General features: G+C 70.9%; 22 protein-coding genes and 2 tRNA genes. 15 read left to right on the forward strand and 9 right to left on the reverse strand.

The features are described 5' to 3' along the window. The 3 genes from ABD908_RS15820 to ABD908_RS15830 all read right to left on the reverse strand — a co-directional run. Positions 1–513: phytoene desaturase family protein (locus ABD908_RS15820; protein ID WP_344997607.1), on the reverse strand; the 513-nt coding region annotated here is incomplete at its 3' end. Then, complete coding sequence (locus ABD908_RS15825; protein WP_344997609.1) at positions 510–2,282, reverse strand: DUF3556 domain-containing protein; 1,773 nt, start codon at positions 2,280–2,282, stop codon at positions 510–512. The genes ABD908_RS15820 and ABD908_RS15825, both read right to left, overlap by 4 nt. 29 nt (positions 2,283–2,311) lie before the next feature. Next, positions 2,312–3,784: a class I adenylate-forming enzyme family protein gene (locus tag ABD908_RS15830; RefSeq protein WP_344997611.1), complete on the reverse strand. Its 1,473-nt coding sequence runs from the start codon at positions 3,782–3,784 to the stop codon at positions 2,312–2,314. Between the two features lie 156 nt (positions 3,785–3,940). Between ABD908_RS15830 and ABD908_RS15835 the strand changes: the two genes are divergently transcribed. From ABD908_RS15835 to ABD908_RS15845, 3 genes are all read left to right on the forward strand, one after another. After that, positions 3,941–5,176: a PucR family transcriptional regulator gene (locus ABD908_RS15835; protein ID WP_344997613.1), complete on the forward strand. Its 1,236-nt coding sequence runs from the start codon at positions 3,941–3,943 to the stop codon at positions 5,174–5,176. A gap of 160 nt (positions 5,177–5,336) precedes the next feature. Then, the gene (serA, locus tag ABD908_RS15840) at positions 5,337–6,923 is read left to right on the forward strand and encodes a phosphoglycerate dehydrogenase (RefSeq protein WP_344997615.1); all 1,587 of its coding nucleotides are present in this window, start codon (positions 5,337–5,339) and stop codon (positions 6,921–6,923) included. Further along, positions 6,920–7,939: a 3-isopropylmalate dehydrogenase gene (locus ABD908_RS15845; RefSeq protein WP_344997617.1), complete on the forward strand. Its 1,020-nt coding sequence runs from the start codon at positions 6,920–6,922 to the stop codon at positions 7,937–7,939. The genes serA and ABD908_RS15845 overlap by 4 nt, the downstream gene beginning before the upstream one ends. Before the next feature lie 86 nt (positions 7,940–8,025). On the opposite strand, the gene ABD908_RS15850 is transcribed toward ABD908_RS15845, so the two are convergent. Further along, positions 8,026–9,234 (reverse strand): MFS transporter, encoded by a 1,209-nt coding sequence (locus ABD908_RS15850; RefSeq protein ID WP_344997619.1) that lies wholly within the window; start codon positions 9,232–9,234, stop codon positions 8,026–8,028. A gap of 62 nt (positions 9,235–9,296) precedes the next feature. Between ABD908_RS15850 and ABD908_RS15855 the strand changes: the two genes are divergently transcribed. From ABD908_RS15855 to ABD908_RS15875, 5 genes are all read left to right on the forward strand, one after another. Beyond that, the gene (locus tag ABD908_RS15855) at positions 9,297–10,067 is read left to right on the forward strand and encodes a fumarylacetoacetate hydrolase family protein (RefSeq protein ID WP_344997620.1); all 771 of its coding nucleotides are present in this window, start codon (positions 9,297–9,299) and stop codon (positions 10,065–10,067) included. 151 nt (positions 10,068–10,218) lie between these two features. Beyond that, positions 10,219–10,452, forward strand: coding sequence for a hypothetical protein (locus ABD908_RS15860; protein WP_344997622.1), 234 nt, complete (start codon positions 10,219–10,221; stop codon positions 10,450–10,452). A gap of 57 nt (positions 10,453–10,509) precedes the next feature. Continuing rightward, entirely contained in the window at positions 10,510–12,015 is a 1,506-nt protein-coding gene (gene gltX, locus ABD908_RS15865) for a glutamate--tRNA ligase (protein WP_344997624.1), read from the forward strand. 97 nt (positions 12,016–12,112) lie between these two features. After that, positions 12,113–12,184, forward strand: a tRNA-Gln gene (locus tag ABD908_RS15870). A gap of 113 nt (positions 12,185–12,297) precedes the next feature. Continuing rightward, positions 12,298–12,370 (forward strand) — tRNA-Glu (locus ABD908_RS15875). A gap of 164 nt (positions 12,371–12,534) precedes the next feature. Here ABD908_RS15875 and ABD908_RS15880 read toward each other — a convergent pair. Further along, a complete protein-coding gene (locus tag ABD908_RS15880) occupies positions 12,535–13,281 on the reverse strand; it encodes an IclR family transcriptional regulator (protein ID WP_385924154.1) in 747 nt (248 codons plus the stop codon). A gap of 72 nt (positions 13,282–13,353) precedes the next feature. On the opposite strand from ABD908_RS15880, the gene leuC reads away from it, so the two are divergent. The 3 genes from leuC (at position 13,354) to ABD908_RS15895 (ending at position 16,389) form a co-directional block, all read left to right on the forward strand. After that, positions 13,354–14,811, forward strand: a complete 1,458-nt coding sequence (gene leuC / locus ABD908_RS15885; protein ID WP_344997626.1) for a 3-isopropylmalate dehydratase large subunit — start codon at positions 13,354–13,356, stop codon at positions 14,809–14,811. A gap of 32 nt (positions 14,812–14,843) precedes the next feature. After that, positions 14,844–15,440: a 3-isopropylmalate dehydratase small subunit gene (gene leuD / locus ABD908_RS15890; RefSeq protein ID WP_344997628.1), complete on the forward strand. Its 597-nt coding sequence runs from the start codon at positions 14,844–14,846 to the stop codon at positions 15,438–15,440. A gap of 199 nt (positions 15,441–15,639) precedes the next feature. Then, on the forward strand, positions 15,640–16,389 hold the full coding sequence (locus ABD908_RS15895) for an HU family DNA-binding protein (protein WP_344997630.1): 750 nt from the start codon (positions 15,640–15,642) through the stop codon (positions 16,387–16,389). A gap of 89 nt (positions 16,390–16,478) precedes the next feature. On the opposite strand, the gene ABD908_RS15900 is transcribed toward ABD908_RS15895, so the two are convergent. From ABD908_RS15900 to cofC, 3 genes are all read right to left on the reverse strand, one after another. Next, complete coding sequence (locus tag ABD908_RS15900) at positions 16,479–17,444, reverse strand: NUDIX hydrolase (RefSeq protein WP_344997632.1); 966 nt, start codon at positions 17,442–17,444, stop codon at positions 16,479–16,481. Between the two features lie 5 nt (positions 17,445–17,449). Further along, entirely contained in the window at positions 17,450–19,570 is a 2,121-nt protein-coding gene (locus ABD908_RS15905) for an RNA degradosome polyphosphate kinase (RefSeq protein ID WP_385924736.1), read from the reverse strand. Between the two features lie 104 nt (positions 19,571–19,674). Beyond that, positions 19,675–20,328, reverse strand: coding sequence for a 2-phospho-L-lactate guanylyltransferase (gene cofC, locus ABD908_RS15910; protein WP_344997634.1), 654 nt, complete (start codon positions 20,326–20,328; stop codon positions 19,675–19,677). A gap of 166 nt (positions 20,329–20,494) precedes the next feature. Here cofC and ABD908_RS15915 point away from each other — a divergent pair, with 166 nt between their 5' ends. Continuing rightward, complete coding sequence (locus ABD908_RS15915; RefSeq protein ID WP_344997636.1) at positions 20,495–21,505, forward strand: NAD(P)H-dependent glycerol-3-phosphate dehydrogenase; 1,011 nt, start codon at positions 20,495–20,497, stop codon at positions 21,503–21,505. A gap of 49 nt (positions 21,506–21,554) precedes the next feature. Beyond that, positions 21,555–22,649, forward strand: coding sequence for a D-alanine--D-alanine ligase family protein (locus ABD908_RS15920; protein WP_344997638.1), 1,095 nt, complete (start codon positions 21,555–21,557; stop codon positions 22,647–22,649). Between the two features lie 127 nt (positions 22,650–22,776). On the opposite strand, the gene ABD908_RS15925 is transcribed toward ABD908_RS15920, so the two are convergent. After that, positions 22,777–23,313 carry a DUF3515 domain-containing protein gene (locus tag ABD908_RS15925; protein ID WP_344997640.1) on the reverse strand — a complete coding sequence of 179 codons (537 nt, stop codon included), beginning with the start codon at positions 23,311–23,313 and terminating at the stop codon, positions 22,777–22,779. Positions 23,314–23,434: 121 nt separating this feature from the next. Here ABD908_RS15925 and ABD908_RS15930 point away from each other — a divergent pair, with 121 nt between their 5' ends. Further along, positions 23,435–24,454 (forward strand): thiamine-phosphate kinase, encoded by a 1,020-nt coding sequence (locus ABD908_RS15930; protein ID WP_344997642.1) that lies wholly within the window; start codon positions 23,435–23,437, stop codon positions 24,452–24,454. A gap of 2 nt (positions 24,455–24,456) precedes the next feature. Then, positions 24,457–25,134: a uracil-DNA glycosylase gene (locus tag ABD908_RS15935; RefSeq protein WP_344997644.1), complete on the forward strand. Its 678-nt coding sequence runs from the start codon at positions 24,457–24,459 to the stop codon at positions 25,132–25,134. The last annotated feature ends 63 nt before the right edge of the window (positions 25,135–25,197 follow it).

Raw genomic sequence — 25,197 nt, forward strand, 5'->3', positions numbered from 1 at the left:
CGCACGGGTGCGGAACGCCCGCGCCAGGGCGGACGCCGGCGCCACCGTCGGCGCTCCGAACCGGGCCGGGCGCAGCGGGTGGTGCGGGACGCGCAGCAGCGGCCCCATGATGTCCTCGGACAGCTCGTCGAAGTGCGCGACCGGCGAGGCGAACAGCGCCCGCCACAGCGCGCCGTCCGGCCCCATCCCCGCCGCGGTGTCCGTGACCGAGCGGTGCAGGACGCCGGCGGCACCGTCGTCGAGCGGATGGACGCAGTCGATCTCCGCACTGAGCCAACGCAACCCGTGTCGGGCGAGGTCGAGTTCCGTGAGGAACGGGGAGCCGACCGCCATGGGGTGGATCGCCGCGCAGTGGTCGTGCACCAAGCCGGGCACGATCCCCTCGAACGACCGCACCCCGCCGCCCGCGGTGTCGGCGGCCTCGAGGAGGGTGACCTGCACGCCGGCGCGGGCCAGGGTGATCGCGGCGGCGAGCCCGTTGGGCCCGCCGCCGACGACGGTGGCGGTGCTCACGCGGCGCGGCCCAACGGGAATCGGGTGGCGTCCGCGGTCCAGGTGATCTCGCACGGCACCGGACCGTCCGGCAGCCACGGCTGGGCGGTCACCACATCGTCGACATTCCAGCGCCCCTTGGCGATCACGCCGAGCGCGGCGTCGATGATCTCGAAGTCCTGCGTCATCCGGTGGACGGGCTGCGACTCGGCGCAGACCACCACGAGGTCGCCCGGTTCGAAGCCGACCTGTTCCTGGACGGCGGCGATCAGGTTCCCGTCGTGCAGGTGGCCGTCGCCGAAGTTGAAGCCGATCAGGGTGTTACACACCAGTTCACCTTCCCGCAGAGTGCGCTGTTCGATGTCCGGGACGTGCCGGAGCAGCGTCGAGAACAGGCCGCGGCCGTTGCTGTGCATCGCGCGCCAGCCTAGGCCGATCTGCATCAGTACCTCCGCCCAGTCCCGCTCGATCCCGAACTCGACGAACTGGTCCACGGTGCTGTGCACCGGCCGCTGCACCCGGTTCATCTTCTCCTCGGCGCCGGGCGCGAACGCCCACATGCCGGTCGCCCAGTTGCCCGCGTACTGGCGCAGGGAGGGCAGGAACGACACCTTGTCGGGCCGGAAGTTGCCGAGCACCGGGAAGAACGCGAGCAGCGCGAAGATCGCCAGGATCAGCCAGGCCGGGTGCATATCGACCACGCTGAAGCCGCGCTCGGCGGGGAAGCCCACGAACAGGATCAGCGCCGTGTAGGCGAACAGCAGGTTCCACTCCAGCGGCACCGCCAATGGGAAGGTGGAGATGATGAACAGGTGGTAGCACACCATGAACACGGCGCAGACCACGGTGAGCGTCCGGTTCACGGAGAACAGCAGGACCAGCGGGGCCGCGATCTCGACGAACGTGCCCAGACCCTCCGCCATGAACCGTGCGAAAGTCGACGGCAGCAGGTCCTCGGGCGGGTTTCGGTAGTTGGCACGGCGTAGCCCCTTGAAGGGCATGCACGGGCTGTTGGACACCATCACCGGGATCACCATGACGAAATGCTTGCCGATCTTGCTCAGGCCGGCGCCCACCCACACCACCACGATCAGCAGCTTCAGGCCGACGATCAACGTCGCGAACGAGAACAGGGGCAGCAGCGCGAACATCAGCATCGCGGGCATGTACTGCTCGCCGCGGGCGGCGAGGAAGATCGTCTTGTCCCGCAACCCGATCAGGATCAGCAGTGCCACCGGCGCGATGAACAGCCACGGCCGAACCAACTCGTGCGGCAGCGAATCGCCCACGCCGGCGCCGGGCGTGGCCAGGCCGACCACCAGGGACACGAGCAGCAGGAGGTACAGCCCGACGTCGGCGGGGGTGCGGCGGGTGCCCGCGGTGAGCGGCACCCACGCAAACGGCCGCAGCCGGATCGTCCCGGTCCGGGCCCAGAACCGGATCCCACCGGTCATCGGCTTGATCTTGAAGGTCAGCGGGCCCCACGCGCCGGCGATGCCGATGGCCTCGAGCAGGGTCGTCCACAGCACGAGCTTCTCGTACACGATGGGCTGGTTCCACCACCCCGAGACGTCCCAGAAGTGCAGGCCGGAGGTGCTGGTGGCGATCACGACGCCGAGGAAGGCGTGCAGCAGAACGAGCTTGGCGATGTAGATCAGGAATACGAACTTGGCTGTGCCGAAGCCGTTCTCGACCCAGTGCTGGGTGGCGAACCGCAGGCGTTCGCGGACCGGGCGGGCCAGGTATTCCTGCGGGTCCACGGGCGGCAGATCGGGGGTGGCGAATCCCATTTCTCTTATCTCCTAATCGGGCGAGTCGATCAGCGCGCCGACGCGGTGCGGGCGCGGAGCGTGGGCTTGTCGATCTTGCCCACGGCATTGGTCGGAAGTGCGTCGAGTACCGTGATATCCACGGGAAGTTTGTATTTCGCGAGTGATTCGGCGGCGTGCGCGGCGATCGCCGCGGTGTCGAGCTCGGCGCCGGGAGCGGCGGACACGTACAACACCGGCACCTCGCCGTAGAGGTCGCTGGGCCGGCCCACGACGGCCGCGGCGGCGATCCCGGGGATCTGGTACACCACCGTCTCGATCTCCTTGGGGTAGATGTTCTCCCCACCGCGGATGATCATGTCCTTCGCCCGATCCACCAGCCGCAGGTAGCCGTCCTCGTCGAGGAGGCCGATATCGCCGGTGCGCAACCAACCGTCCACCAATGTCTCCGCGGTCGCCTCGGGCCGACCGAGATAGCCGCGCATGACGTTCGGGCCGGAGATGAGGACCTCTCCCGGCTCGCCTACCGGGGCGTCGCGCCCGTCACCGTCGGTCACGCGGATGGAGATCCCCTCCAGTGGCAGCCCCACGGTGCCCGGCTTGCGCACGCCGTCGAGAGGGTTCAGCGTTGCGACGCAGGTGGTCTCGGACAGCCCGTAGCCCTCGATGACGGGGATGCCGAACCGCTTCTCGAAGCGCTCGAGCAGCTCGACGCTGGCGGGCGCCGCGCCGCACCCCGCGTACCGCACCGCGGACGTGTCGGGCTGGACGTCTGCGGGCAGGTCGGCGAGCAGCGTCAGGATCGTCGGTACCGCCGAGAAGTAGGTGGCGCCGCTGCTCTCCAGACGGTCGAAGAACGTTGCGGGCGTGAACCTCCCGGCGATCACCACGGATCCGCCGGCGAGCAGTGGGGTGAGGGTGCCGACCACGATGCCGTTGGCGTGGAACAGCGGCAGGATCAGCAGGCTGCGGTCCGCGCTGGTGGTGCCACACGTCGCGATGAGCATCCCGCACATCGCATCGAGGTTCGCGTGATCCGTCAGTACGCCCTTCGGGCGGCCGGTGCTGCCGCTCGTGTAGATCAGCAGCGCGAGGTCGTCGGCCGCCGGGCTGAACGGCGGCGCGGGGTCGGGCTCCGCGTCGAGCAGGCTACCGACGGGAACGACGGTGGCGGTGTGCCCGGGTGCGGGAGCGTCGGCCGCGGGTGGGTCCGTGACCACCACGCTCGCCGCGGCGTCGCGGACCTGGTAATCCGACTCTGCGGGGGTGAGCCAGGGGTTGATCGGCGTGGCGGCGGCGCCGAGCCGCCACGCTGCGAACAACGTCACCACGAGCAGGGCGGTGTTGGGCAGCATGATCGCCACCACGTCACCCGCACCGACTCCGTGGCCGCGCAGGGTCGCGGTGGCGCGGCTGACGGCGTCGTCGAATGCGGCGTTGTCCAGATCGAGCTGGTCGTCCGCGACGGCGGGGCCGTGCGGGTCTGCTGCGGCGCGGACGGCGGGCAGGTGGGCGAGGTCCATCGGTTCTCCCGGGGGTCGGTTCGGCGTGCCCCACCACCTTCCCGCGATGTGAGCTGGCTCACTCCGTCGCCGGGCGACGAACTTTCCGACACTGTTTGTGCCCCCGCGACAGAGATGTCCCTCCCGGCGCCGACGGACGTTCTAGGCTGCGGCACCATGGCGACGGCGGATCTCGAGGCGACACGCCGGCTGGTCGACCTCGTCGCAGCGGACGTCGGCGCGCTGGGCGCCGAGATGACCGAGCGCATCATCGAGGAGATACCGCAGCTCCGCGGCGATGAGACGATCGAGCGGGCCCTCGCGGCCAGTGTGGCCGCGAACGTCGAGACGGTGGTGCACGCGCTGCGGGTCGGTGCCGACGCGGCGCGGATCGTGCTCCCGGAGCCGGCACTCGACTACCCCCGGCGCCTCGCGCAACGCGGCATGTCGATGAACGCGCTCGTCCGCGCCTACCGCATCGGGCATGCCACGATGCTCGCCGGGATCGGCCGGCTCGTCGACACCGCTGCTCTGCCCGCCGAGGGGCGGCTCACCGCGTACGAGTCGGTCACGAGGTGGTCGTTCGACTACAACGATGCGGCGACCGAGCAGGCGATCGATGCGTACGAGCGCGAGCGCGAGCGGTGGCTGGCGAACCGCGATTCGGACCGGGTGCTGCGGGTGCGCGAGCTCCTGGCCGACGGCGATGTCGACGCGGCGGCTGCGACCACCGTCATCCGGTACCCGTTCCTGCGCACCCACATCGCCGTCGTGGTGTGGTTGGACGCGGACGAGGACGGTGACTCCGTCCGCCGCATGGAGCGGTTCGTCACGGAGCTCGCCGGCGTGGTCGGGGCCCGCGAGATGCCGTTGTTCGTGGCGGCCGACCGGATGACCGGCTGGGGCTGGGTACCGCTGATGGACGCCGACGGTGCCGTCGACGCGCTGCGCCGGTTCGTCGCGGGCTCCGCCGGCCACCCGCGCTGCGTGGTGGGCCCACCCGCCCCGGGTGTCGATGGATTCCGGCACTCGCACCGGGTTGCGCTCGACGTGCGTCGGATAGCCGACGCGGGTGGTGCACGCCTGCTCGTCGCCTCGGACCCGACGGTGACGCTGGCCGCGCTCGCCGGCTCCGATCCGGCCGCGCTGCGCAGCTGGGTCGGGTCGGTGCTCGGTGACCTCGCATCCGACACCGCGGGGGATGCGCGGCTGCGCGAGACACTGCGCGTGGTGTTGGATGAGAACTTCGGCTACAAAGCCGCTGCTGAACGCCTGAACCTGCATGCGAACTCGGTGAAGTACCGGGTGCAGCGCGCACGCGAGAGATGTGGACGCTCCGACTGGTCGGACCGGGTCGACGTGGAGGTGGCGCTGGCGGTGTGTCGCTGGTACGGCGCGGCCGTCCTGCATTGACGACCCGGGTCCGGCCCGGCGGCGAGGCGGGGGCCTGATGCCCGGCCGCCGCGGAGTGGCCCGGCGACCCGCAGGTCAGCGGAAACCGCCCCCCGCGCCGCGACTACACTGAGCGCGCAATCGGGCCACGCCCGGCACCGCGCATTACAGGAGCAGATACTTGACTCGCCCCGTTGTACTGATCGCCGACAAACTCGCCCCGTCGACCGTGGAGGCGCTCGGCGACGGCGTCGAGGTCAAGTGGGTCGACGGACCGGACCGCCCGGCACTGCTGGCCGCGGTTCCCGAGGCCGACGCCCTGCTGGTGCGGTCCGCGACCACCGTCGACGCCGAGGTGCTCGCCGCCGCTACCAATCTCAAGATCGTCGCCCGCGCCGGGGTCGGCCTCGACAACGTCGACGTGCCCGCCGCGACCGAGCGGGGCGTCCTCGTCGTGAACGCCCCGACGTCCAACATCCACACCGCCGCCGAGCATGCCGTCGCGCTGCTGCTCGCCACCGCGCGCCAGATCCCGGCCGCCGACGCGACGCTGCGGGAGCACACGTGGAAGCGCAGTAGCTTCAACGGCGTCGAGATCTTCGGCAAGACCGTCGGCGTGGTGGGCATGGGCCGCATCGGCCAGCTGGTCGCGCAGCGCCTCGCCGCGTTCGAGACCAAGATCGTCGCGTACGACCCCTACGTCAGCCCGGCGCGCGCCGCCCAGCTGGGCATCGAGCTGCTGCCGCTCGAGGAGCTGGTCGAGCGCGCCGACTTCATCACGGTGCACCTGCCCAAGACCCCCGAGACCAAGGGCCTGATCGGGCGGGAACTGCTGGCCAAGACCAAGAAGGGCGTGATCATCGTCAACGCCGCCCGCGGCGGCCTGGTCGACGAGCAGGCGCTCGCCGACGCGATCACCTCCGGCCACGTCTTCGGCGCCGGCCTCGACGTCTTCGAGACCGAGCCGTGCACCGACAGCCCGCTGTTCGAGCTGCCGCAGGTCGTTGTCACGCCGCACCTGGGCGCGTCCACCTCGGAGGCGCAGGACCGGGCCGGCACCGACGTCGCCGCAAGCGTCAAGCTGGCGCTCGCCGGCGAGTTCGTGCCCGACGCCGTCAACGTCAAGGGCGGCGCCGTCGACGACGAGGTCGCGCCCTGGCTCGAGCTGACCCGCAAGCTGGGCGTGCTGCTCGGTGCCCTGCCGGGCCCGCTGCCGCAGCGGGTGGGCGTCACCGTCCGCGGCGAGCTGGCTGCGGCGAACGTCGAGATCCTCCCGCTGTCGGCGCTGCGCGGCCTGTTCTCCGCCGTCATCGAGGACCCGGTCACCTTCGTGAACGCCCCGGCGCTCGCCGAGGAGCGCGGAGTGACCGTCGAGCTCGAGACCCAGACGGAGAGCCCCAACCACCGCAGCCTCGTCGACGTGCGCGCCGTGTACGGCGACGGCACCGTCGCCAACGTCTCCGGCACGCTGTCCGGCCTCGCGCAGGTGCAGAAGATCACCAACATCAACGGCCGCAACTTCGACCTGCGGGCCGAGGGCCTCAACCTGCTGGTGTCGTACGGCGACAAGCCCGGATCGCTGGGCCGGATCGGCACCCTGCTGGGCGACGCCGACATCGACATCGCCGCCGCGGCGCTGAGCCAGGACGCCGAGGGCCCGGGCGCGACGGTGCTGTTGCGCGTCAGTAAGCCGGTGCCGGAGGACGTGCAGGCTGCGATCGGTGCTGCGGTCGAGGCGACCACGCTGGTACAGGTGGACCTGGCGTGAAGCTCGCGGTGATCGGTGGCGACGGCATCGGCCCGGAGGTCGTCGCGGAGGCGCTCAAGGTGCTCACCGCGGTGGCGGGGGACGTGGAGACCACCGAGTACGACCTGGGCGCGCGCCGCTACGAGCGCAACGGTGAGCTGCTCACCGACGCCGACCTGGACTCGATCCGCGAGCACGACGCGATCCTGCTCGGCGCCATCGGCGACCCGCGCAAGGTGCCGCCGGGCGTGCTCGAGCGGGGCCTGCTGCTGAAGATGCGGTTCGCGCTGGACCACCACGTGAACCTGCGGCCGTCCAAGCTGTTCCCGGGCGTGGAGTCGCCGCTGCGCGATCCCGGCGAGATCGACTTCGTCGTGGTCCGCGAGGGCACCGAGGGCGCCTACACGGGCAACGGCGGCGCGATCCGCGTCGACACGCCGCAGGAGGTCGCCAACGAGACCTCGGTCAACACGCGGTTCGGCGCGGAGCGCGTGGTGCGCTTCGCCTTCGAGCTGGCGATGACGCGGCGGAAGAAGCTGACGCTGGTGCACAAGACCAACGTGCTGGTCTACGGCGGCGGGCTGTGGCAGCGCACCGTCGACGCGGTCGCGGCCGAGTACCCCGACGTGACCGTGGACTACAACCACATCGACGCCGCGACCATCTACCTGGTCACGGACCCGGCGCGGTTCGATGTGATCGTCACCGACAACCTGTTCGGCGACATCCTCACCGACGAGGCCGGCGCCGTGTCCGGCGGCATCGGGCTGGCGGCGTCGGGCAACATCGACGCGACGCGCACCAACCCGTCGATGTTCGAGCCGGTGCACGGCAGCGCGCCGGACATCGTGGGCCAGGGCATCGCCGACCCCACGGCCGCCATCCTGTCCGCAGCGATGCTGCTGCGGCACCTGGGCGACGCGGCCGGGGCGCAGCGCATCGAGGACGCGGTGGCCGCGGACCTCGCCGCCCGCGGGAACTCCCCGATCCGCACCACGGAGATCGGCGACCGCATCGTGGCCGCAGTGGCCCGCTAGCTTCACGTTCCAGCTGTGGTCGTCCACTCGCGGAATCCGCGAGTGAACGACCACAGTCGTCTCACCACATCGACACACAGAGGTGCTCAGCGGCGGTCCGACGGGATCACCGGCAGGGCGAGCAGCGGCGCCAGCGCGACCACACCGAACGCCGTGCCGAATCCGGCTGCGCCGATCAGGATTCCGAGCAGTGGAGCGGCCGCGGTGGACAGCATGAACTGCCCGGTGTTCTGGATCGCCAGCGCGCGGCCCGAGTAGAACGGTCCGGCGCGCTCGGCGACGGCGGTGAACGCCAGGCCGTTGTCGGCCACCGTCGCCGTCGACGCCAGCAGGAACACCACGACGGCCCACCCGGATCCGGTCCCGGCCAGGCACGCCAGGCCGCCGACGGTGACGGCGGCGCACACCGCGATCCACCGGATCGGCGCGGTCCGCGAGCCGACCCGGTCCGACAGCGCGCCGGAGGCGACGCGGCCGGCCGCGCCACAGACCTGGCTCGCGGTCACGACCAGCCCCGCGGTCGCCGGGGCCCAGTGCAGGCCGACGATGAGCCATGTGATGCCGTACGTCCAGATCGCCGTCTGCGGCAGTTGCAGCAGCACGCTGGACGAATGGATCCGGTACAGGAATCGGCTGGTGCGGTAGGGGTTCGGCGGCGCCGCGGGGCTGCTTCCCGGCCCGGCGGACGGCGCCGGCAGGGGTGGATCCACGATGAACACGGCCACCAGCACCAGCGACAGGCACGCGATCACCAGCGGCACCGCCGTCGCGGCGGCGAGCGAGACCCGTTGCGCCAGGACGGGCATGAGCAGCGACAGGATCCCGATCCCGAGCGGCTGCGACGTCTGCCGGATGCCCATCGCGGTGCCGCGACGCTGCGGTGGGAACCAGCCGACCACGATCCGCCCGCTGGCCCCGTTGCAGCTGGCCGCCATCGCCGATGAGACCAGCAGCCCGAGGGCCGTCGTCCACAGCGGCGCGTCGACGGCGAAGAGGGCCACCGTCGCACCCAGGCCGAACACCGCACCCGTGAGGCTCACCAGCAGTACGCGCCGCTCGCCGACCCGATCGATCAGCGCGCCCCAGGCGATCGTCGTCAGCAGCACTCCCAAGGGCCCGGCCGCGGCGAACAGACCGGCATGCTGCAGTGGCACGCCGCGATGATGCAGCTGCGGGATCAGGAACGCCGCGCCGTTGACCGCGGCGGTGGTGGTGATCGCCGCCGTCATCGAGACGAGCAGCATCACCCAGCGGCGGGCGGTGGACGGTTCGGCGACGGGTGTGGCGGCAGTCATCCCGTGATAGTTTAGAGGGTCGAATGATCTGCCGCGCACGCGGCGGCGGTAGTCTCGGCGTCATGCGTCTAGCTCGAATCGCCACAGCGGACGGTGTCGCGTTCGCCTCCATCGACGGGGAGCCGGGGGACGGTGCCCGCGTGCGGGAGATCGCCGAACATCCTTTCGGCACACCGCAGTACACGGGGCGCAGCTGGCCCCTCGACGATGTGCGGCTGCTCGCCCCGATACTCGCCTCGAAGGTGGTGTGCATCGGTAAGAACTACGCCGATCACGTCAAGGAGTTCGACGGTCAGATCCCCGAGGATCCGGTCATCTTCATCAAGCCGAACACCTCGATCATCGGCCCGCAGGCGCCCATCAAGCTGCCGTCCAACAGCTCCCGTGTCGACTTCGAGGGCGAGCTGGCCGTGGTGATCGGCCAGCCCTGCCGCGCCGTGAAGGCCGACAAGGTCAAGGACGTGATTCTGGGCTACACGGTCGCCAACGACGTCACCGCCCGCGACCAGCAGCGCCACGACGGCCAGTGGACCCGCGGCAAGGGATACGACACCTTCTGCCCGCTGGGCCCGTGGATCGAGACCGACTTCGACCCCGCCGACCGGCACCTGACCACCGAGCTGGACGGCGCCGTCAAGCAGGACTCCCGCACGTCGCTGATGCTGCACTCGGTGGGGGAGATCATCGAGTGGATCAGCGCGGTCATGACGCTGTTGCCCGGCGACGTGATCCTCACCGGCACGCCGGCCGGCGTCGGGCCGATGGCGGACGGGCAGCTCGTGTCCGTCACCGTCGAGGGCATCGGGACGCTCACCAATCCGGTCCAGGGATAGTCCCTCAGCCTGTTCTGAATTTCCGCTTTGCGTTGTCTCAGGGCTTCTCACAGGTTGCGGCTAGGTGGTCGAGAGCCTTGCGAAGCATTGTTTCGGGTGTCGAGGCGGCCGACGGCCGCGCAACAGTCGGCGCACGAAAGGGAACGATCTGATGACCGTACGTAAACTCCTCGCCGGTGGGGCCCTCGGGCTCGGACTGGCAGGCGCGGCGCTGGGCGTCGGCGCGGGTACCGCCAACGCTGCTCCGGTCGCGCCGGCGCACAGCTGGTACAACCCCGGCTGGGGGCATCACTGGGGCCCCCGTTGGGGTTGGGGTGGCGGTTGGGGCGGTGGCTGGGGTGGCGGCGGCTGGGGTGGCTACAACCACTGGCACCACTGGCGCTGATCCGAACACCGGCCGCCCACTCCGACCCGGGGTGGGCGGCCGACTACCCTGTGACGGGTGAGTTCGCCTACGTCACCGCGTCCCGTCCGCGTCCGTTTCTGCCCGTCGCCCACCGGCACCCCGCACGTCGGAATGGTCCGCACGGCGCTGTTCAACTTCGCGCAGGCCCGCCACACGGGGGGCACGTTCGTGTTCCGGATCGAGGACACCGACGCCGCCCGCGACAGCGAGGAGAGCTACGCAGCCATCCTCGACTCGCTCCGGTGGCTGGGGCTCGACTGGGACGAGGGCCCCGAGGTCGGCGGCCCGTACGCGCCGTACCGGCAGTCGCAGCGGCGCGATCAGCACGTCGCCATCGTGCGGCGGCTGCTCGACGCGGGGGAGGCCTACGAGGCGTTCTCGACGCCCGAGGAGGTCGAGGCGCGGCACGTCGCCGCCGGCCGCAACCCCAAGCTGGGGTACGACAACTTCGACCGCGACCTCACGCCCGAGCAGGTCGCGGCCTACCGGGCCGAGGGTCGCAGCCCCGTCGTCCGCCTGCGCATGCCCGACCGCGACATCACCTGGAACGATCTGGTGCGTGGCGAGACGACGTTCGCCGCGGGCGCGGTGCCCGACTACGCGCTCACGCGCGCGAACGGCGACCCGCTGTACACGCTGGTCAACCCGGTCGACGACGCCCTGATGCGGATCACCCAGGTGCTGCGTGGCGAGGACCTGCTCAGCTCGACGCCGCGTCAGATCGCCCTGTACGAGGCCCTGACCCGGATCGGCGTGACGGATTTCACCCCCGAGTTCGGTCACATGCCGTTCGTGATGGGCGAGGGCAACAAGAAGCTCTCCAAGCGCGACCCACAGTCCAACCTCTTCCACCACCGCGACCGCGGCTTCCTGCCCGAGGGCCTGCTCAACTACCTCGCGCTGCTGGGCTGGGGCCTCGGCCCCGACCGCGACGTGTTCAGCCTGCAGGAGATGGTGGGTGCGTTCGACGTGACCCGCGTCAACTCCAATCCGGCGCGGTTCGACCAGAAGAAGGCCGACGCGATCAACGCCGAGCACATCCGCCTGCTGACGCCCGAGGACTTCGCCGGGCGGCTGCGGGACTTCCTGATCCGGCGTGGGTTCGTCAGCGCCGAGCGCCTGGACGCCGACGGTGCCGCCGCCTGGGCCACGGCGGCCGACCTGGTCCAGACCCGCATCCAGGTCCTGGAGGACGCGTGGGGCCTGCTGCGCTTCCTGTACGTGGACGACGCGGACTTCACGGTCGACGAGGGCGCTGCGGCCAAGAACCTCACGGCAGACGCCGGTGAGGTGCTCGACGCGGCCACAGCGGCGCTCGACGGGGTCGGCGAGTGGACCACGCCGGTGATCGAGGAGGCGCTCAAGGGGGCCCTGATCGACGGCCTGGAGCTCAAGCCGCGCAAGGCGTACGGCCCGATCCGGGTGGGCGCGACCGGCGCCGCCGTGAGCCCGCCGCTGTTCGAGTCGTTGGAACTGCTCGGCCGGGATCGCTCGCTCGCCCGGCTGCGTGCCGCGCGAGCACTGATCGCTGAGTCTGTATGACCTGGCGATTTGGCGGAACGGCTGCGCCCTTGTAGGCTGGATCGCGGCTCAAAACGAGGTCCACGTCCCCTGGGGCGAGGGCTGAGGCGCGAGCCATTGGCCTATGGTGTAATTGGCAACACAGCTGATTCTGGTTCAGCCATTCTAGGTTCGAGTCCTGGTAGGCCAGCGATGATCTCATCGCTCCTGATCGCCCACACGGCGATTTGGAAACGAGGAGAACATCCGCTAAGCTTGAAATGCACTGCCTTGCAGGGTAACACAAGCGAAGCAGAGTTTTAGGCCCCCGTCGTCTAGCGGCCTAGGACGCCGCCCTCTCACGGCGGTAGCGTGGGTTCGAATCCCATCGGGGGTACACCGGAGAAGGCGCCGATCATCCGATCGGCGCCTTTCCTGTTCAGGCGCCCTGTCCGTCGGCAGCCGAATCGGACGAATGCTTGGGCGTCGATCGGCACCGCCGCGGTGTTCGTGATCGTGGTGCTCTCGCCCGTCGTCTGACCCGGTGCGGGGAGCCCGCGGCTACAGGCGGCGGTGCAGCGCGTCGGCGGCCTGTAGCAGGTCCGCCGCCCAGCGCGCGCCGGGGCGCCGGCCCATCCGGTCGATCGGCCCGGACACCGAGATCGCGGCGACCACCTCGCCACGCGAGTCCCGCACGGGCGCCGACACACTCGCCACCCCAGGTTCGCGTTCGCCGGCGCTCTGTGCCCACCCTCGGCGGCGCACCTCGGCGAGCGAACGTTCGCCGAAGGCCCCGGTGGCCGCGTGGTGTGAGGTGCGCTCGGTCCACGCCAGCAGCACCTTCGCGCCGGACCCGGCGTCCATCGGCAGCCGCGCGCCGACGGGGACGGTGTCCCGCAGCCCGAACGGCGGTTCCGCCGCGGCCACGCACACGCGATGGTCGCCCTCGCGGCGATACAGCTGCACGGACTCACCGGTGATCTCGCGCAGTCTCGGCAGGATCAACGCAGCCGCCGCCAGCAGCGCGTCGGTATCGCTGGCGGCCAGCTCGCGCAGCGCGGCGCCCGGCCGCCACAGGCCGTCACCGTCGCGGGCGAGCAGGCGATGCACCTCGAGGCCTACCGCGAGCCGATGTGCAGTGGCGCGGGGCAGTCCGGTGCGTTCGCACAGGTCCGCGAGCGACGCCGGCTCCGCCGCCGCCGTACGCAGCACGGCGACCGCCTTGTCCAGCACGCCGATCCCGCTCACCACGGCCAGGGGGTCCGCGGCGCTTTCGCCGACCGCGTCGGGTGCGCTATTGTTTCCCATAGTCCGATACTAGTTTCCCATCTGTTGAGATATCAACATCGAGGCGGATGGGCGGGATCAAGGTGGAGCAGCATGCAGCCGGATGCGCAGGGGACCGCTACAGCCAGCGCCCCCAAGACCATGGCAGAGAAAGTCTGGGACCAGCACGTCGTGGTCCGCGGTGTCGGGGAGGGGGCCGCGAAGGATCCCGATCTCATCTACATCGACCTGCACCTCGTGCACGAGGTGACGAGCCCGCAGGCCTTCGACGGGCTGCGGCTCGCGGGCCGCCCGGTGCGCCGGACGGACCTGACGATCGCCACCGAGGACCACAACGTCCCCACCGATACGCTGCGTCAGCCGATCGCAGACGTCATCTCGCGCACCCAGGTCGAGACGCTGCGCCGCAACTGCGAGGAGTTCGGCGTCCGCCTGTTCCCGATGGGCGATGCCGAGCAGGGCATCGTGCACGTCATGGGCCCACAGCTGGGCCTCACGCAGCCGGGCATGACCGTGGTGTGCGGCGACAGCCACACCTCGACACACGGCGCGTTCGGCGCGCTGGCGATGGGGATCGGTACGTCCGAGGTCGAGCACGTCCTCGCGACGCAGACCCTGTCGCTGCGACCGTTCAAGACGATGGCGATCACCGTCGACGGCGAACTGCCCGAGGGGGTCACCGCGAAGGACCTGATCCTCGCGGTGATCGCGAAGATCGGCACCGGCGGCGGTCAGGGCTACGTGCTCGAATACCGCGGCAGCGCCATCGAGAAGCTGTCGATGGAGGCGCGGATGACCATCTGCAACATGTCCATCGAGGCCGGCGCGCGCGCCGGGATGATCGCGCCCGACGCGACCACGTACGAGTACCTGAAGGGCCGCCCGCACGCCCCGCAGGGCGCCGAGTGGGACGCCGCCGTCGCGGCATGGGACGCGCTGCGCACCGACGCGGGTGCTGAGTTCGACGCCGAGGTGGTCATCGACGCCACCACGCTGAGCCCGTTCGTCACCTGGGGCACCAACCCGGGCCAGGGTGCGCCGCTGTCGGCGGCGGTGCCGGACCCGGAGTCGTTCGGCAGCGACGGTGATCGCGAGACCGCCGAGAAGGCGTTGCGGTACATGGGACTCGAGGCCGGCACGCCGCTGCGCGAGGTGGCCGTCGACGCCGTCTTCGTGGGGTCGTGCACCAACGGCCGCATCGAGGACCTGCGGGCCGTCGCCGACATCCTGCGCGGCCGCCACGTGGCCGACGGTGTCCGGATGCTGATCGTGCCCGGGTCGATGAAGGTGCGTGCACAGGCCGAGGCCGAGGGCCTCGGCGAGGTCTTCATCGACGCGGGGGCCGAGTGGCGGCAGGCCGGATGCTCGATGTGCCTGGGGATGAACCCCGATCAGCTCGCGCCCGGCGAGCGGTGCGCGTCGACCTCCAACCGCAACTTCGAGGGCCGCCAGGGCAAGGGTGGCCGTACCCACCTGGTCTCGCCCGCCGTGGCCGCGGCGACCGCGGTGCGCGGAACCCTGTCCGCGCCAGCCGACCTCGTCACCGCCTGACACCAGCAGCCTCAGCCTCAGGAGAACCCCAGATGGAAGCCATCGTCAGCCATACCGGGATCGGTGTCCCGTTGCGGCGTACCAACGTCGACACCGACCAGATCATCCCCGCCGTCTACCTCAAGCGGGTCACCCGTACCGGATTCGAGGACGGCCTGTTCGCGGCCTGGCGCGCGGATCCCGACTTCATCCTCAACATCGAGCCGTTCAGCCGGGGATCCGTGCTGGTCGCGGGACCCGACTTCGGCACCGGATCCTCGCGCGAGCACGCCGTGTGGGCCCTCATGGACTACGGCTTCCGCGTAGTGATCTCGTCCCGGTTCGGCGACATCTTCCGGGGCAACTCGGGTAAGGCCGGACTCGTCGCCGCCCTCGTCGAGCAGAGCGATGTCGAGCTGCTGTGGAAGGCGCTCGAGAATCAGCCGGGGCTGGAATTGACGGTGTCGCTGGAGGAGAAGACCGTCACAGCCGGGGATCTGGTGGTGCCCTTCTCGATCGACGACCACACCCGGCACCGTCTCATGGCCGGGCTCGACGACATCGGCATCACCCTGCAGCACGTCGACGAGATCGCGGAGTACGAAAGCCGTAGGCCCGCATACAAACCCGTCACTACAGCGATCGGCTGACCGACCCGATCCGCGTACCCCGCAGGCTCGGGCACCGTCCGAAGTGCTCGATTCCCAGCGCCCCGCCGACCCCGATCCCGGGACCGGCGGGGCGCTGAGAATCTGCGAATCTTGGCGTGGTACTTGGAATATTTGCGATCGTGCGTTTACCGTGTTCGGTAGTCGGCTCATCGGTGAGCCACCGAATGCGGAGGAACCCATGAACAAAGCTGAACTCATCGAGGTGCTCACCGAGAAGCTGAGCACCGACCGCCGGGCCGCCGGCGAGGCGGTCGAGGCTATCGTCGACACGATCGTCCGGGCCGTCCACTCCGGAGACTCGGTGACCATCACCGGATTCGGCGTCTTCGAACAGCGTAAGCGCGCCGCTCGCGTCGCCCGCAACCCGCGCACCGGCGAGACCGTCAAGGTCAAGCCCACCTCCGTGCCCGCGTTCCGCCCCGGCGCCCAGTTCAAGGCCGTGATCTCCGGCCAGTCCAAGCTCAGCGCCACCGGCCCGGCGGTCCGCCGCGGTGCGGCCGTGGCCACCAAGACCGCGGCGAAGAAGGCTCCCGCCAAGGCCGCAGCCACGAAGACGGCAGCGAAGAAGGCCCCCGCGAAGGCCGCAGCCACCAAGGCGACCGCCACCAAGGCGACCGCGGCGAAGAAGGCCCCCGCCAAGGCCGCAGCCACGAAGACGGCAGCGAAGAAGGCCCCCGCGAAGGCCGCAGCCACCAAGGCGACCGCCACCAAGGCGACTGCCGCGAAGAAGGCCCCGGCCAAGACGACTCCGGCCAAGAAGGCGCCGGCCAAGGCCGCGGCCACCAAGGCGACCGCCACGAAGACGGCGGCGAAGAAGGCTCCGGCCAAGGCCGCCAAGGCGACTGCGGCCAAGAAGACCACCGCGGCCAAGAAGACCGCGGCCGCGCCGGCCAAGCGGACCGCGACTCGCCGTCGCGCGGCGAACTGATCCGCTTCGTCACCTCCGCGTGAACCACGGATCCGGCGGCGCTCTCGGTCGAGGCGCCGCCGGATCCGTTGTACTACGAGGCTTGTCGGTCAGCGACCGAGCGGCAGTGGGGTGTCGATGTGGTCGGCGGTCAGCAGCCGGCCCTTTCGTGTCGTCATCACCCAGACGCTCGCCTTCCGGTTGCGTGCCGGCGGCAGCGCCGCGCCGTCCTCGCGCGCCCACCACGCGGTGAGGCCGGGGATGACCCCACCTTGGCTGCACACCACCGGCGTGTGGCCCGATTCCTCTGCGTCCCGGGCGATCCTGCGGATCCGCCGATGCGCCGGGCGCGGGTCGTCCGCGTACGCACGCTCCGACAGCGTCGGCTCGTCCGCGATCGCCAGCGACGTCTCCTCGGACAGCGGCGCGAGGGTCTCGCGGCAGCGCACCAGAGGTGCGGAGCCCAGAGAACCGGGCGCGAAGACCCCGAGCAGTTCCACGAGGGCCTCCGCCTGGGCGCGACCGGTCCGGTCGAGGGGCCGGGCCCGGTCATCGCCCCGGTAGCCCTGGGAGCGACCGGCTTTGGCGTGCCGCACGATCACCGTCGTCGTGGCGTCGAGGGGTTGCCCGACGAACGTCCGCACCACCCGCCGGTCCAGCGGGTAGCTGACCGCCTTCGCGGCCTCCCGGGCGGGCAGCCAGCGCAGCTCGTCGACCTCGTCGTTGGGAGTGAATCCACCCCCGGTCGCGATCGCCGACCAGTAGTGCACCCGCTTGCGGACGGTGTCGGATCCACCGCGGGCCGTGCCGTGTCGCGGGCGGCGCGGCACGTCGTATGACACCCGCCGCACGTGGCGGACGAACCGCGCGGTGAAGCCGGTCTCCTCTTCGAGCTCCCGCATGCCCGCGACCACGACGTGCTCGCCGGGTTCCACGTGCCCCTTCGGCAGCGTCCAGTCGTCGTACCGCGGCCGGTGCACCAGGGCGATCTCGGCACCGTCGCCGGCTGGGCGCCAGAGCACCGCACCCGCCGCATAGACCACCTCGGGGTTGTCGCGAGATCCGTTGCCGGCCACCTTGCTCACCGCGCGGTGGCGCGGTGAGCGCGCATCAGCTCTCGCTGGTGATCCCGGACCGGGTGACCCGGGACCGGTGCTGCGAGCCAGTCGCCGACACCGTCGAGCACCCAGCATCGTGTCGCGGGATCCAATGCGGATTCGAAGATCTCGTTGAGCTGCTCGGCGAGCCGCGGATCCTTCACCTGCGCCATCACCTCGACGCGCCGGTCGAGGTTGCGGTGCATCATGTCGGCGCTGCCGATCCAGAACTCGCCGGCCGCGCGGAAGTGCAGGATCCGCGAGTGCTCGAGGAACTGCCCGAGGATGGAACGGACGGTGATGTTCTCGCTGAGTCCGGGCACGCCCGGTCGCAGCGCGCAGATGCCGCGCACCACTATCTCCACCGGCACGCCGGCCTGGCTGGCCCGGTACAGCGCGTCGATCACCTGCTCGTCGACCAGCGAATTGGCCTTGAGGCGAACGCCGCCCGCCTGGCCGGCGCGGTGCAGCTCGATCTCGCGATCGATCCGGTCGATGATGCCCGACCGCACGCCGTACGGCGCCACCATCAGGTTGCGGTACTCCTCCTTGCGGGAGTAGCCCGTGAGCCGGTTGAACAGATCGGTCAGGTCGGCGCCGATCACCGGGTCGGCGGTGAGCAGCCCCACGTCCTCGTACAGCCGCGCGGTCTTCGGGTTGTAGTTGCCGGTGCCGATGTGACAGTAGCGACGGATCTGGGCACCCTCGCGTCGCACGACGAGGCATGTCTTGCAATGGGTCTTGAGGCCGATCAGGCCGTACACGACGTGCACGCCCGCCTGCTCCAGCTGCCGCGCCCACTTGATGTTGGCCTGCTCGTCGAACCGCGCCTTGATCTCCACCAACGCCACGACCTGCTTACCCGCCTCGGCGGCGTCGACCAGGGCATTGACGATGGGGGAGTCGCCCGACGTGCGGTACAGCGTCTGCTTGATGGCCAGCACGTGCGGATCGGCCGCCGCCTGCTCGATGAACCGCTGCACGCTGGTCGAGAACGAGTCGTACGGGTGGTGCACCAGCACGTCGCCCTCGCGCAGCGTCGCGAAGACGCTCTTGGGGGTCTCCCGCTCGCCGAACGCCGGGTGCGTCACCGGCACGAAAGGCTTGTCCTTCAACGCCGGCCGGTCCAGCCCGTACAGCTCGAACATGCACGACAGGTCGAGCAGCCCGGGCACGGCGATCACGTCGGCCGGATCCACGTCGAGCTCGCGTAGCAACAACTCCAGCATGTGCTCCGACATGTCCTCCGCCACCTCGAGGCGCACCGGCGAGCCGAACCTGCGCCGCGCGAGCTCGCGCTCCAGCGCCTGCAGCAGATCCTCGTCGCGATCCTCCTCGACCTCGAAATCCGCGTTGCGCGTGATGCGGAAGACGTGGTGCTCGACGATCGCCATGCCGGGGAACAGCGCGTCCAGGTGCGCCGAGATGAGGTCCTCCATCGGCAGCAGCGCGTTGTCACCGCGCTCCGCGCGGACGGTGACGAACCGGTCGACGTTGTCGGGTACTTTGACGCGCGCGAAATGCTCGGCGCCGGTACTGGTGTCGCGCACGGCGACGGCGAGGTTGAGTGACAGCCCGCTGATGTACGGGAACGGGTGTGCGGGATCGACGGCGAGCGGCGTCAGCACCGGGAACACCTGCTCGTGGTAGTGCTTGGTCAGTCGCTCGCGTTCCTCCGGGGTCAGCTCCTTCCACGACAGCACCGAGATGCCCTGCGCCGCCAGCTCGGGCCGCACGGCGTCGGCGAACACGGCGGCGTGCTTGCGGGCCAGTTCCTGTGTGCGCAGGGATATCACCCGTAGCTGCTCGCGCGGCGACAGGCCGTCGGCGGACCGCACCGACAGGCCGGTCTGGTCGCGCCGCTTGAGGCCCGCGACCCGGACCATGAAGAACTCGTCGAGGTTCGACGTGAAGATCGCGAGGAACTTCGCGCGCTCGAGCAGCGGCATCGACGCGTCCTCGGCGAGCGCGAGCACGCGGGCGTTGAAGTCGAGCCAGCTCTGCTCACGGTTGAGATACCGGTCTTCGGGGAGGTCGGGAGCTGGCCCGGTCTCCTCCGGCGCTGCGGGCGGGGCGCTCGGCAGTCCCCCGATCGTTCGGGTGATCGCTGCTTCGGGTACCGGGTTCTCGGGCGTCTCGCTGGTCACGTCAACATTGTGGCGCATTGATCGCCTACTGATCCGGTCGATCCCGCAGCCGGTCGAAGTTCTCAGGACGCGGATCGCGCCCGCAGCGCGGTCGCGGTGTGCGTGCCGAGCAGGTGCGCCACGGCGCGCAGGTCCACCGCCGTGTCGACGTCGCCGCGCAGTCCCGGCCAGGGACCCGCGAGCTCGAGCGCGCCCGAGTCCCGGTGGCGGCCCGCAGATCCTGCCCCGAACCGCGGGTCCAGCGCGGTGCCGACGGGTGCGAGCAGCGCGGCCGTGCCGGTGCCCTCCCGGTCGGGGACGAACGCGCGCCGCTTCCCCGCGGCGGCGAGGAACGCCGCGAGCTCGGCGGACGTGAGTGCCGGCAGGTCGGGCTGGATCGCGAGCACCGACGCGTCCGGGTGCGCGGCGGCCACCGTCGCCGCGCCCGCGGCGAGCGCGGCGTTCAGCCCGCCACCGTCGGGCTCCCCGAGTGCGTGTGCCCCGGACCGCAGCGCCGTGGCGTGCACGTCCGGGTCGGGGGAGACCACGTACACCGCGCGCACGCCGTCGGTCGCAGCGGGGTCGGCGACGGTGTCGGCGAGCATGGCCAGCACCAGATCCGCCACGCCCGGCTCGGCGCCGTGCCGCGAGTGCCGGGCGGGCGGCGCGGCCGCAGCGAGGCGGGACTTCGCGGTGCCGAGTGCCTTGACGGCCGCGACGGCTACGACATCGATCATGACACCACTCTATGAAGCGGTGTACGCGGCTGCACCGTCGCCGCGGGCGCGACGGGCGGAACAGGGCGGAACGCCACTGTCGCATCGCGCGACGGCGCTACCCTGGCAGCCACCGAGCGACGTCGCAGGGGCGCCGCCGGAGTAGCCGAAGGAGCGCGCGGGAGCGATGGTCGACATTGCAGTGATGGGGGCGGGTTCGTTCGGGACGGCGATGGCCAAGGTGTTCGCCGAGGCCACGCGCCCCGAGCCGCACCGGGTCACGATGTGGTGCCGGCGCGAGGAGGTGGCCGCCGCCATCAACGAGACCAAGCTCAACGCCTCCTACCTTCCCGACACCGTGCTCCCCGACAACCTGTGTGCCACACACGATCCCGAGGAGGCCCTCAGCGGTGTCGGTCTGGTGGTGCTGGCGGTCCCGTCGCAGTCGCTGCGCGAGAACCTCGCGGCGTGGTCGCACCTGATCCCGGACGACGTCACCATCCTCAGCCTCGCCAAGGGCATCGAGATCGGCACGCTCAAGCGGATGTCCGAGGTGGTCTGCGAGGTCGCCGACGTGCCCGACGATCGGGTAGCGGTGCTCACCGGACCCAACTTCGCGAAGGAGATCGCCAAGCGGCAGCCGACGCTCGCAGTGGTCGCCTCGGTCGACGAGGCCCGGGCGCAGCGTGTGCAGTACCTGGTGCGGGGCGACTACTTCCGGCCGTACACGAACAGCGACGTGGTGGGCTGCGAGATCGGCGGCGCAACGAAGAACGTCATCGCGCTGGTCTGCGGTATCGCCTCCGGCGTCGGACTGGGGGAGAACTCCCGCGCCGCCATCATCACCCGGGGCCTCGCCGAGACGCTGCGCCTCGGTACGGCGCTCGGTGCCGAGCCGCTCACCCTGGCCGGGCTCGCGGGCGTCGGCGACCTCGTCGCCACGTGCTCGTCGCCGCTGTCCCGCAACTTCACGTTCGGATCGCGGCTCGGCCAGGGCATGACCCTCGTGCAGGCCCAGGCGGCCGCGAGCGGCCAGGTCGCGGAGGGCGTGAAGTCGTGTATCTCCGTCGCCGACCTGGCGCGCAAGGTGGGCGTCGAGATGCCGCTCACGGAGGCGGTGCGCGCGGTCTGCTATGACGGCGTCCCCGTGTCCAACGCGATCAACGACCTGCTCAACCGCGACGTCGGCGGCGAATGACACGCCGACGGACCGGGTGGCGCCGGCTTCCCCCGTAAGGTAGGTGCCCGTGACGAGGCGTACCAGGGTTGCGGTGGTGTTCGGTGGGCAGAGCAGCGAGCACGCGGTGTCGTGCGTGTCCGCGGGAAGCGTGCTGACGCACCTGGATCCGGATCGCTTCGAGGTCGTCCCCGTCGGAATCACCCGGGGCGGCTCGTGGGTGCTGGTGCGCGGCGGCGCGGACAGCCTGCGGATCGCGCAGCGGGCGATGCCCGAGGTCGCGGAGCGGGCGGCCGACCTCACGCTCGTCGCCGGCGACGGTGACGCCCGCCTGGTCTCGCTGCAGGCCGAGGATGCGGGTGCGCTGCTGTCGGCCGTCGACGTGGTGTTCCCGGTGCTGCACGGCCCGTACGGCGAGGACGGCACCATCCAGGGCCTCCTGGAGCTGGCCGGCGTGCCGTACGTGGGGGCCGGGGTGCTGGCGTCGGCCGCCGGGATGGACAAGGAGTTCGCCAAGAAGCTGCTCGTCGCCGACGGGCTACCCGTCGGCGATTATCACGTGCTGCGGCGCGGCGACGCCGACGTACCCGCGGAAGTGCTCGCTCGCCTCGGGCTGCCGCTGTTCGTCAAGCCCGCGCGCGGCGGGTCGTCGATCGGTATCACCCGGGTCACGGACCTCGCGGCCCTACCCGCGGCCGTCGCCGAGGCCCGCCGGTACGACCCGAAGGTGATCGTCGAGGCCGCCATCGTGGGCCGTGAGGTGGAGGTCGGGGTGCTCGAGCGTCCCGACGGGAGCGTCACGGCGTCGGAGATCGCCGAGATCTCGATGGCCGCCGACGTCGAGCACGCCTTCTACGACTTCGAGACCAAGTACCTCGACGACCGCGCGGAGTACGGGATCCCCGCCGATCTGCCCGGGGACGTGACCGCGGAGATCAAGCGGCTCGCGGTCGACGCCTTCCGCGCACTGGACTGCCAGGGGCTGGCGCGCGTCGACTTCTTCTACACGGCGGACGGGCCGGTGATCAACGAGGTGAACACGATGCCCGGCTTCACGTCCACGTCGATGTACCCGCGCATGTGGGACGCGGCCGGCCTCGGCTACGCCGAGTTGCTGTCGCTCCTCGTCGACACCGCGATCGCGCGGGGCACCGGCCTCCGCTGAACCTGTGCACCCTTTCGTCGGCGGGCCTTCCCAACATGTGCACCCTTCCGTCGGCCGTCCCGCCGACGGAAGGGTGCACATGTTGGCTCGGGGTGGCGGACGACCGACGGAAGCGTGCACATGTCGGTCAGCCGAAGTCGAGCGATGCGGGCGCGAGCTTCTGGTTGATCGAATCGGATGCCGCCTGGATCGGCGCCGTGCCGGCGTTGTCCGGGATCCACATCATCACGTACGGGCGGTGGTCGACCGCGACCCAGTACGCGCCGAGCCCGACCTGGGACTTCTCAGTGGGCAGCACCTGCAGCCACTGGGTCTGGTCCACGACCTGCAGCGACGACGTGCGGGTGAGCTGTGCGGGCCGGTCCACACCGCAGCGCAGCTCGACGGTGCCGTCCTGGTCGGACTGCCAGCGCGCATACCCGGCGGTCCGCGTTCCGCCGTCGCGGGTGAATCCGCCCAGCTTCGCGGGCATCACCTGCAGCAGCGACGCGCAGGCGGGTTCGGACGCCGACGGTGCCGCGACGTTCTCGAGGAACGTCTGCCCGGCGTCGTGGCGCTGCCGGGCCATGACGGCGAAGACCAGGATCGCGGCCAGGAGTGCGACCGGGAGGGCGATCGCCGTCGCGATCATCGCCGGGCTGCGCCGCCCATCATCACGCGCCATCGCCGCCACCTCGTCTTCCCCTCGGCGTCTTCTCTTCGGCCCTGCTCCACCCGTCCGTGAGCCCGTCGCCCGGCCGCCCGCGACCACAGCCGCCCGGGCGAGCCGATAACCTACCGTAGCGATGAGCGACAACGACCCCGACGCCCGGACCGCGCACGGTGCCGGCAGGACCGTGGCAGACCTGGGTGAGGAGGGCGTGATCGCCGCCGCGACCCGTCGCGTCACGGCGGATCCGCGCGTCCCCGTCGGGCCCGGCGACGACGCCGCCGTGGTGCTGGCCCCGGACGGCCGGGTCGTGGTGTCGTCGGACGCCGTGGTCGAGGGCCGCCACTTCCGCTTCGATCTGAGCACTCCCGAGCACGTTGGGAGGCGCGTGATCGCGCAGAACGCCGCGGACATCGCGGCGATGGGGGCGGTCTGTACCGCTTTCACGGTGACGCTCGGCTGCCCCGCGGACACGGCGGCGGAGGTGATCGAGAGGTTGTCCGAGGGGATCGCCGCCGGTGCCGCAGCAGCGGGCGGGGCGGTGGTCGGTGGCGATGTGGTGCGTACCGACCAGGTGATCGTGTCGGTGACCGTCCTGGGCGACCTGGCCGGTCGCGCGCCGGTCCTGCTGTCCGGCGCACGGCCGGGAGACGTTCTCGCGGTGTGCGGCACGCTGGGCCACTCCGCGGCGGGCCTCGCAGCCCTCGAGGCGCGGGATGCGGAATGCCCGGAGGTCGTCGCGGTCTATCGGGTCCCGGAGCCGCCGCTCGCGGCCGGTCCGACTGCGGCCGACGCCGGGGCCACCGCGATGACGGACGTCTCCGACGGACTCGTGCGGGACGCGCGGGCGATCGCGATGGCGTCGCGGGTCACCGTCGACCTCGATCCCGCCGCCCTGGACCCGCAGCCCGGTGCCCCACACCCGGATCCGCTGCTTGCGCGGGCGGCCTCCCGCCGCGGCGCGGCGGCGCTCGACTGGGTCCTCACGGGTGGTGAGGATCACGCGCTGCTCGCGACCTTCCCGCCGGATGTCGTGCTGCCGAAAGGATTTCGGCGGATCGGCCGGGTGCTCGCCGGGGAGCCCGGTGTGACGGTGGCCGACGAGCCGGCGCCGGAGCGCGGCGGCTGGACCAGCTTCGTATCGAACGAGGAGTGACGATGGCGCGGAAACCGTTGGCGGAGCAGATCGATACCGGATGGGCCCAGGCTCTGACACCGGTCGAGTCGGACGTGGCCGCGATGGGCGACTTCCTGCGTGCCGAGCTGGCGGCGGGTCGCGAGTACCTCCCGGCCGGCACGAACGTCCTGCGCGCGTTCACGCAGCCGCTGGACGGGGTGCGCGTGCTGATCGTGGGCCAGGATCCGTACCCGACGCCGGGGCACGCTGTGGGCCTGTCGTTCTCGGTACATCCGGATGTGCGCCCGGTGCCCCGCAGCCTGCAGAACATCTACCAGGAGTACTCGGCAGACCTGGGGTTGCCGACACCGTCGAACGGCGACCTGACGCCGTGGGCCGAACAGGGCGTGCTGCTGCTCAACAGGGTGCTCACGGTGCAGCCGACCAAGCCCGCGTCGCATCGCGGCAAGGGCTGGGAGAAGGTCACCGAGTGCGCCATCGAGGCGCTGGTCGCGCGGGGCGGCCCGCTGGTCGCGATCCTGTGGGGGCGTGACGCCGCCTCGCTGGCACCGCGATTGGGCGGCGTGCCGCGGATCGAGTCGGCGCACCCGTCGCCGCTGTCGGCGTCCCGCGGATTCTTCGGGTCGCGCCCGTTCAGCCGCGCCAACGCGCTGCTGGTCGAGCAGGGCGGGCAGCCGGTGGACTGGCGGCTTCCCTGATCGCAACATGTGCACCCGACCGTCGGCCGGACATCGACGGTCGGGTGCACATGTTCGTGATCG

Source organism: Tsukamurella soli (genome assembly GCF_039541155.1).
Lineage (GTDB): Bacteria > Actinomycetota > Actinomycetes > Mycobacteriales > Mycobacteriaceae > Tsukamurella > Tsukamurella soli.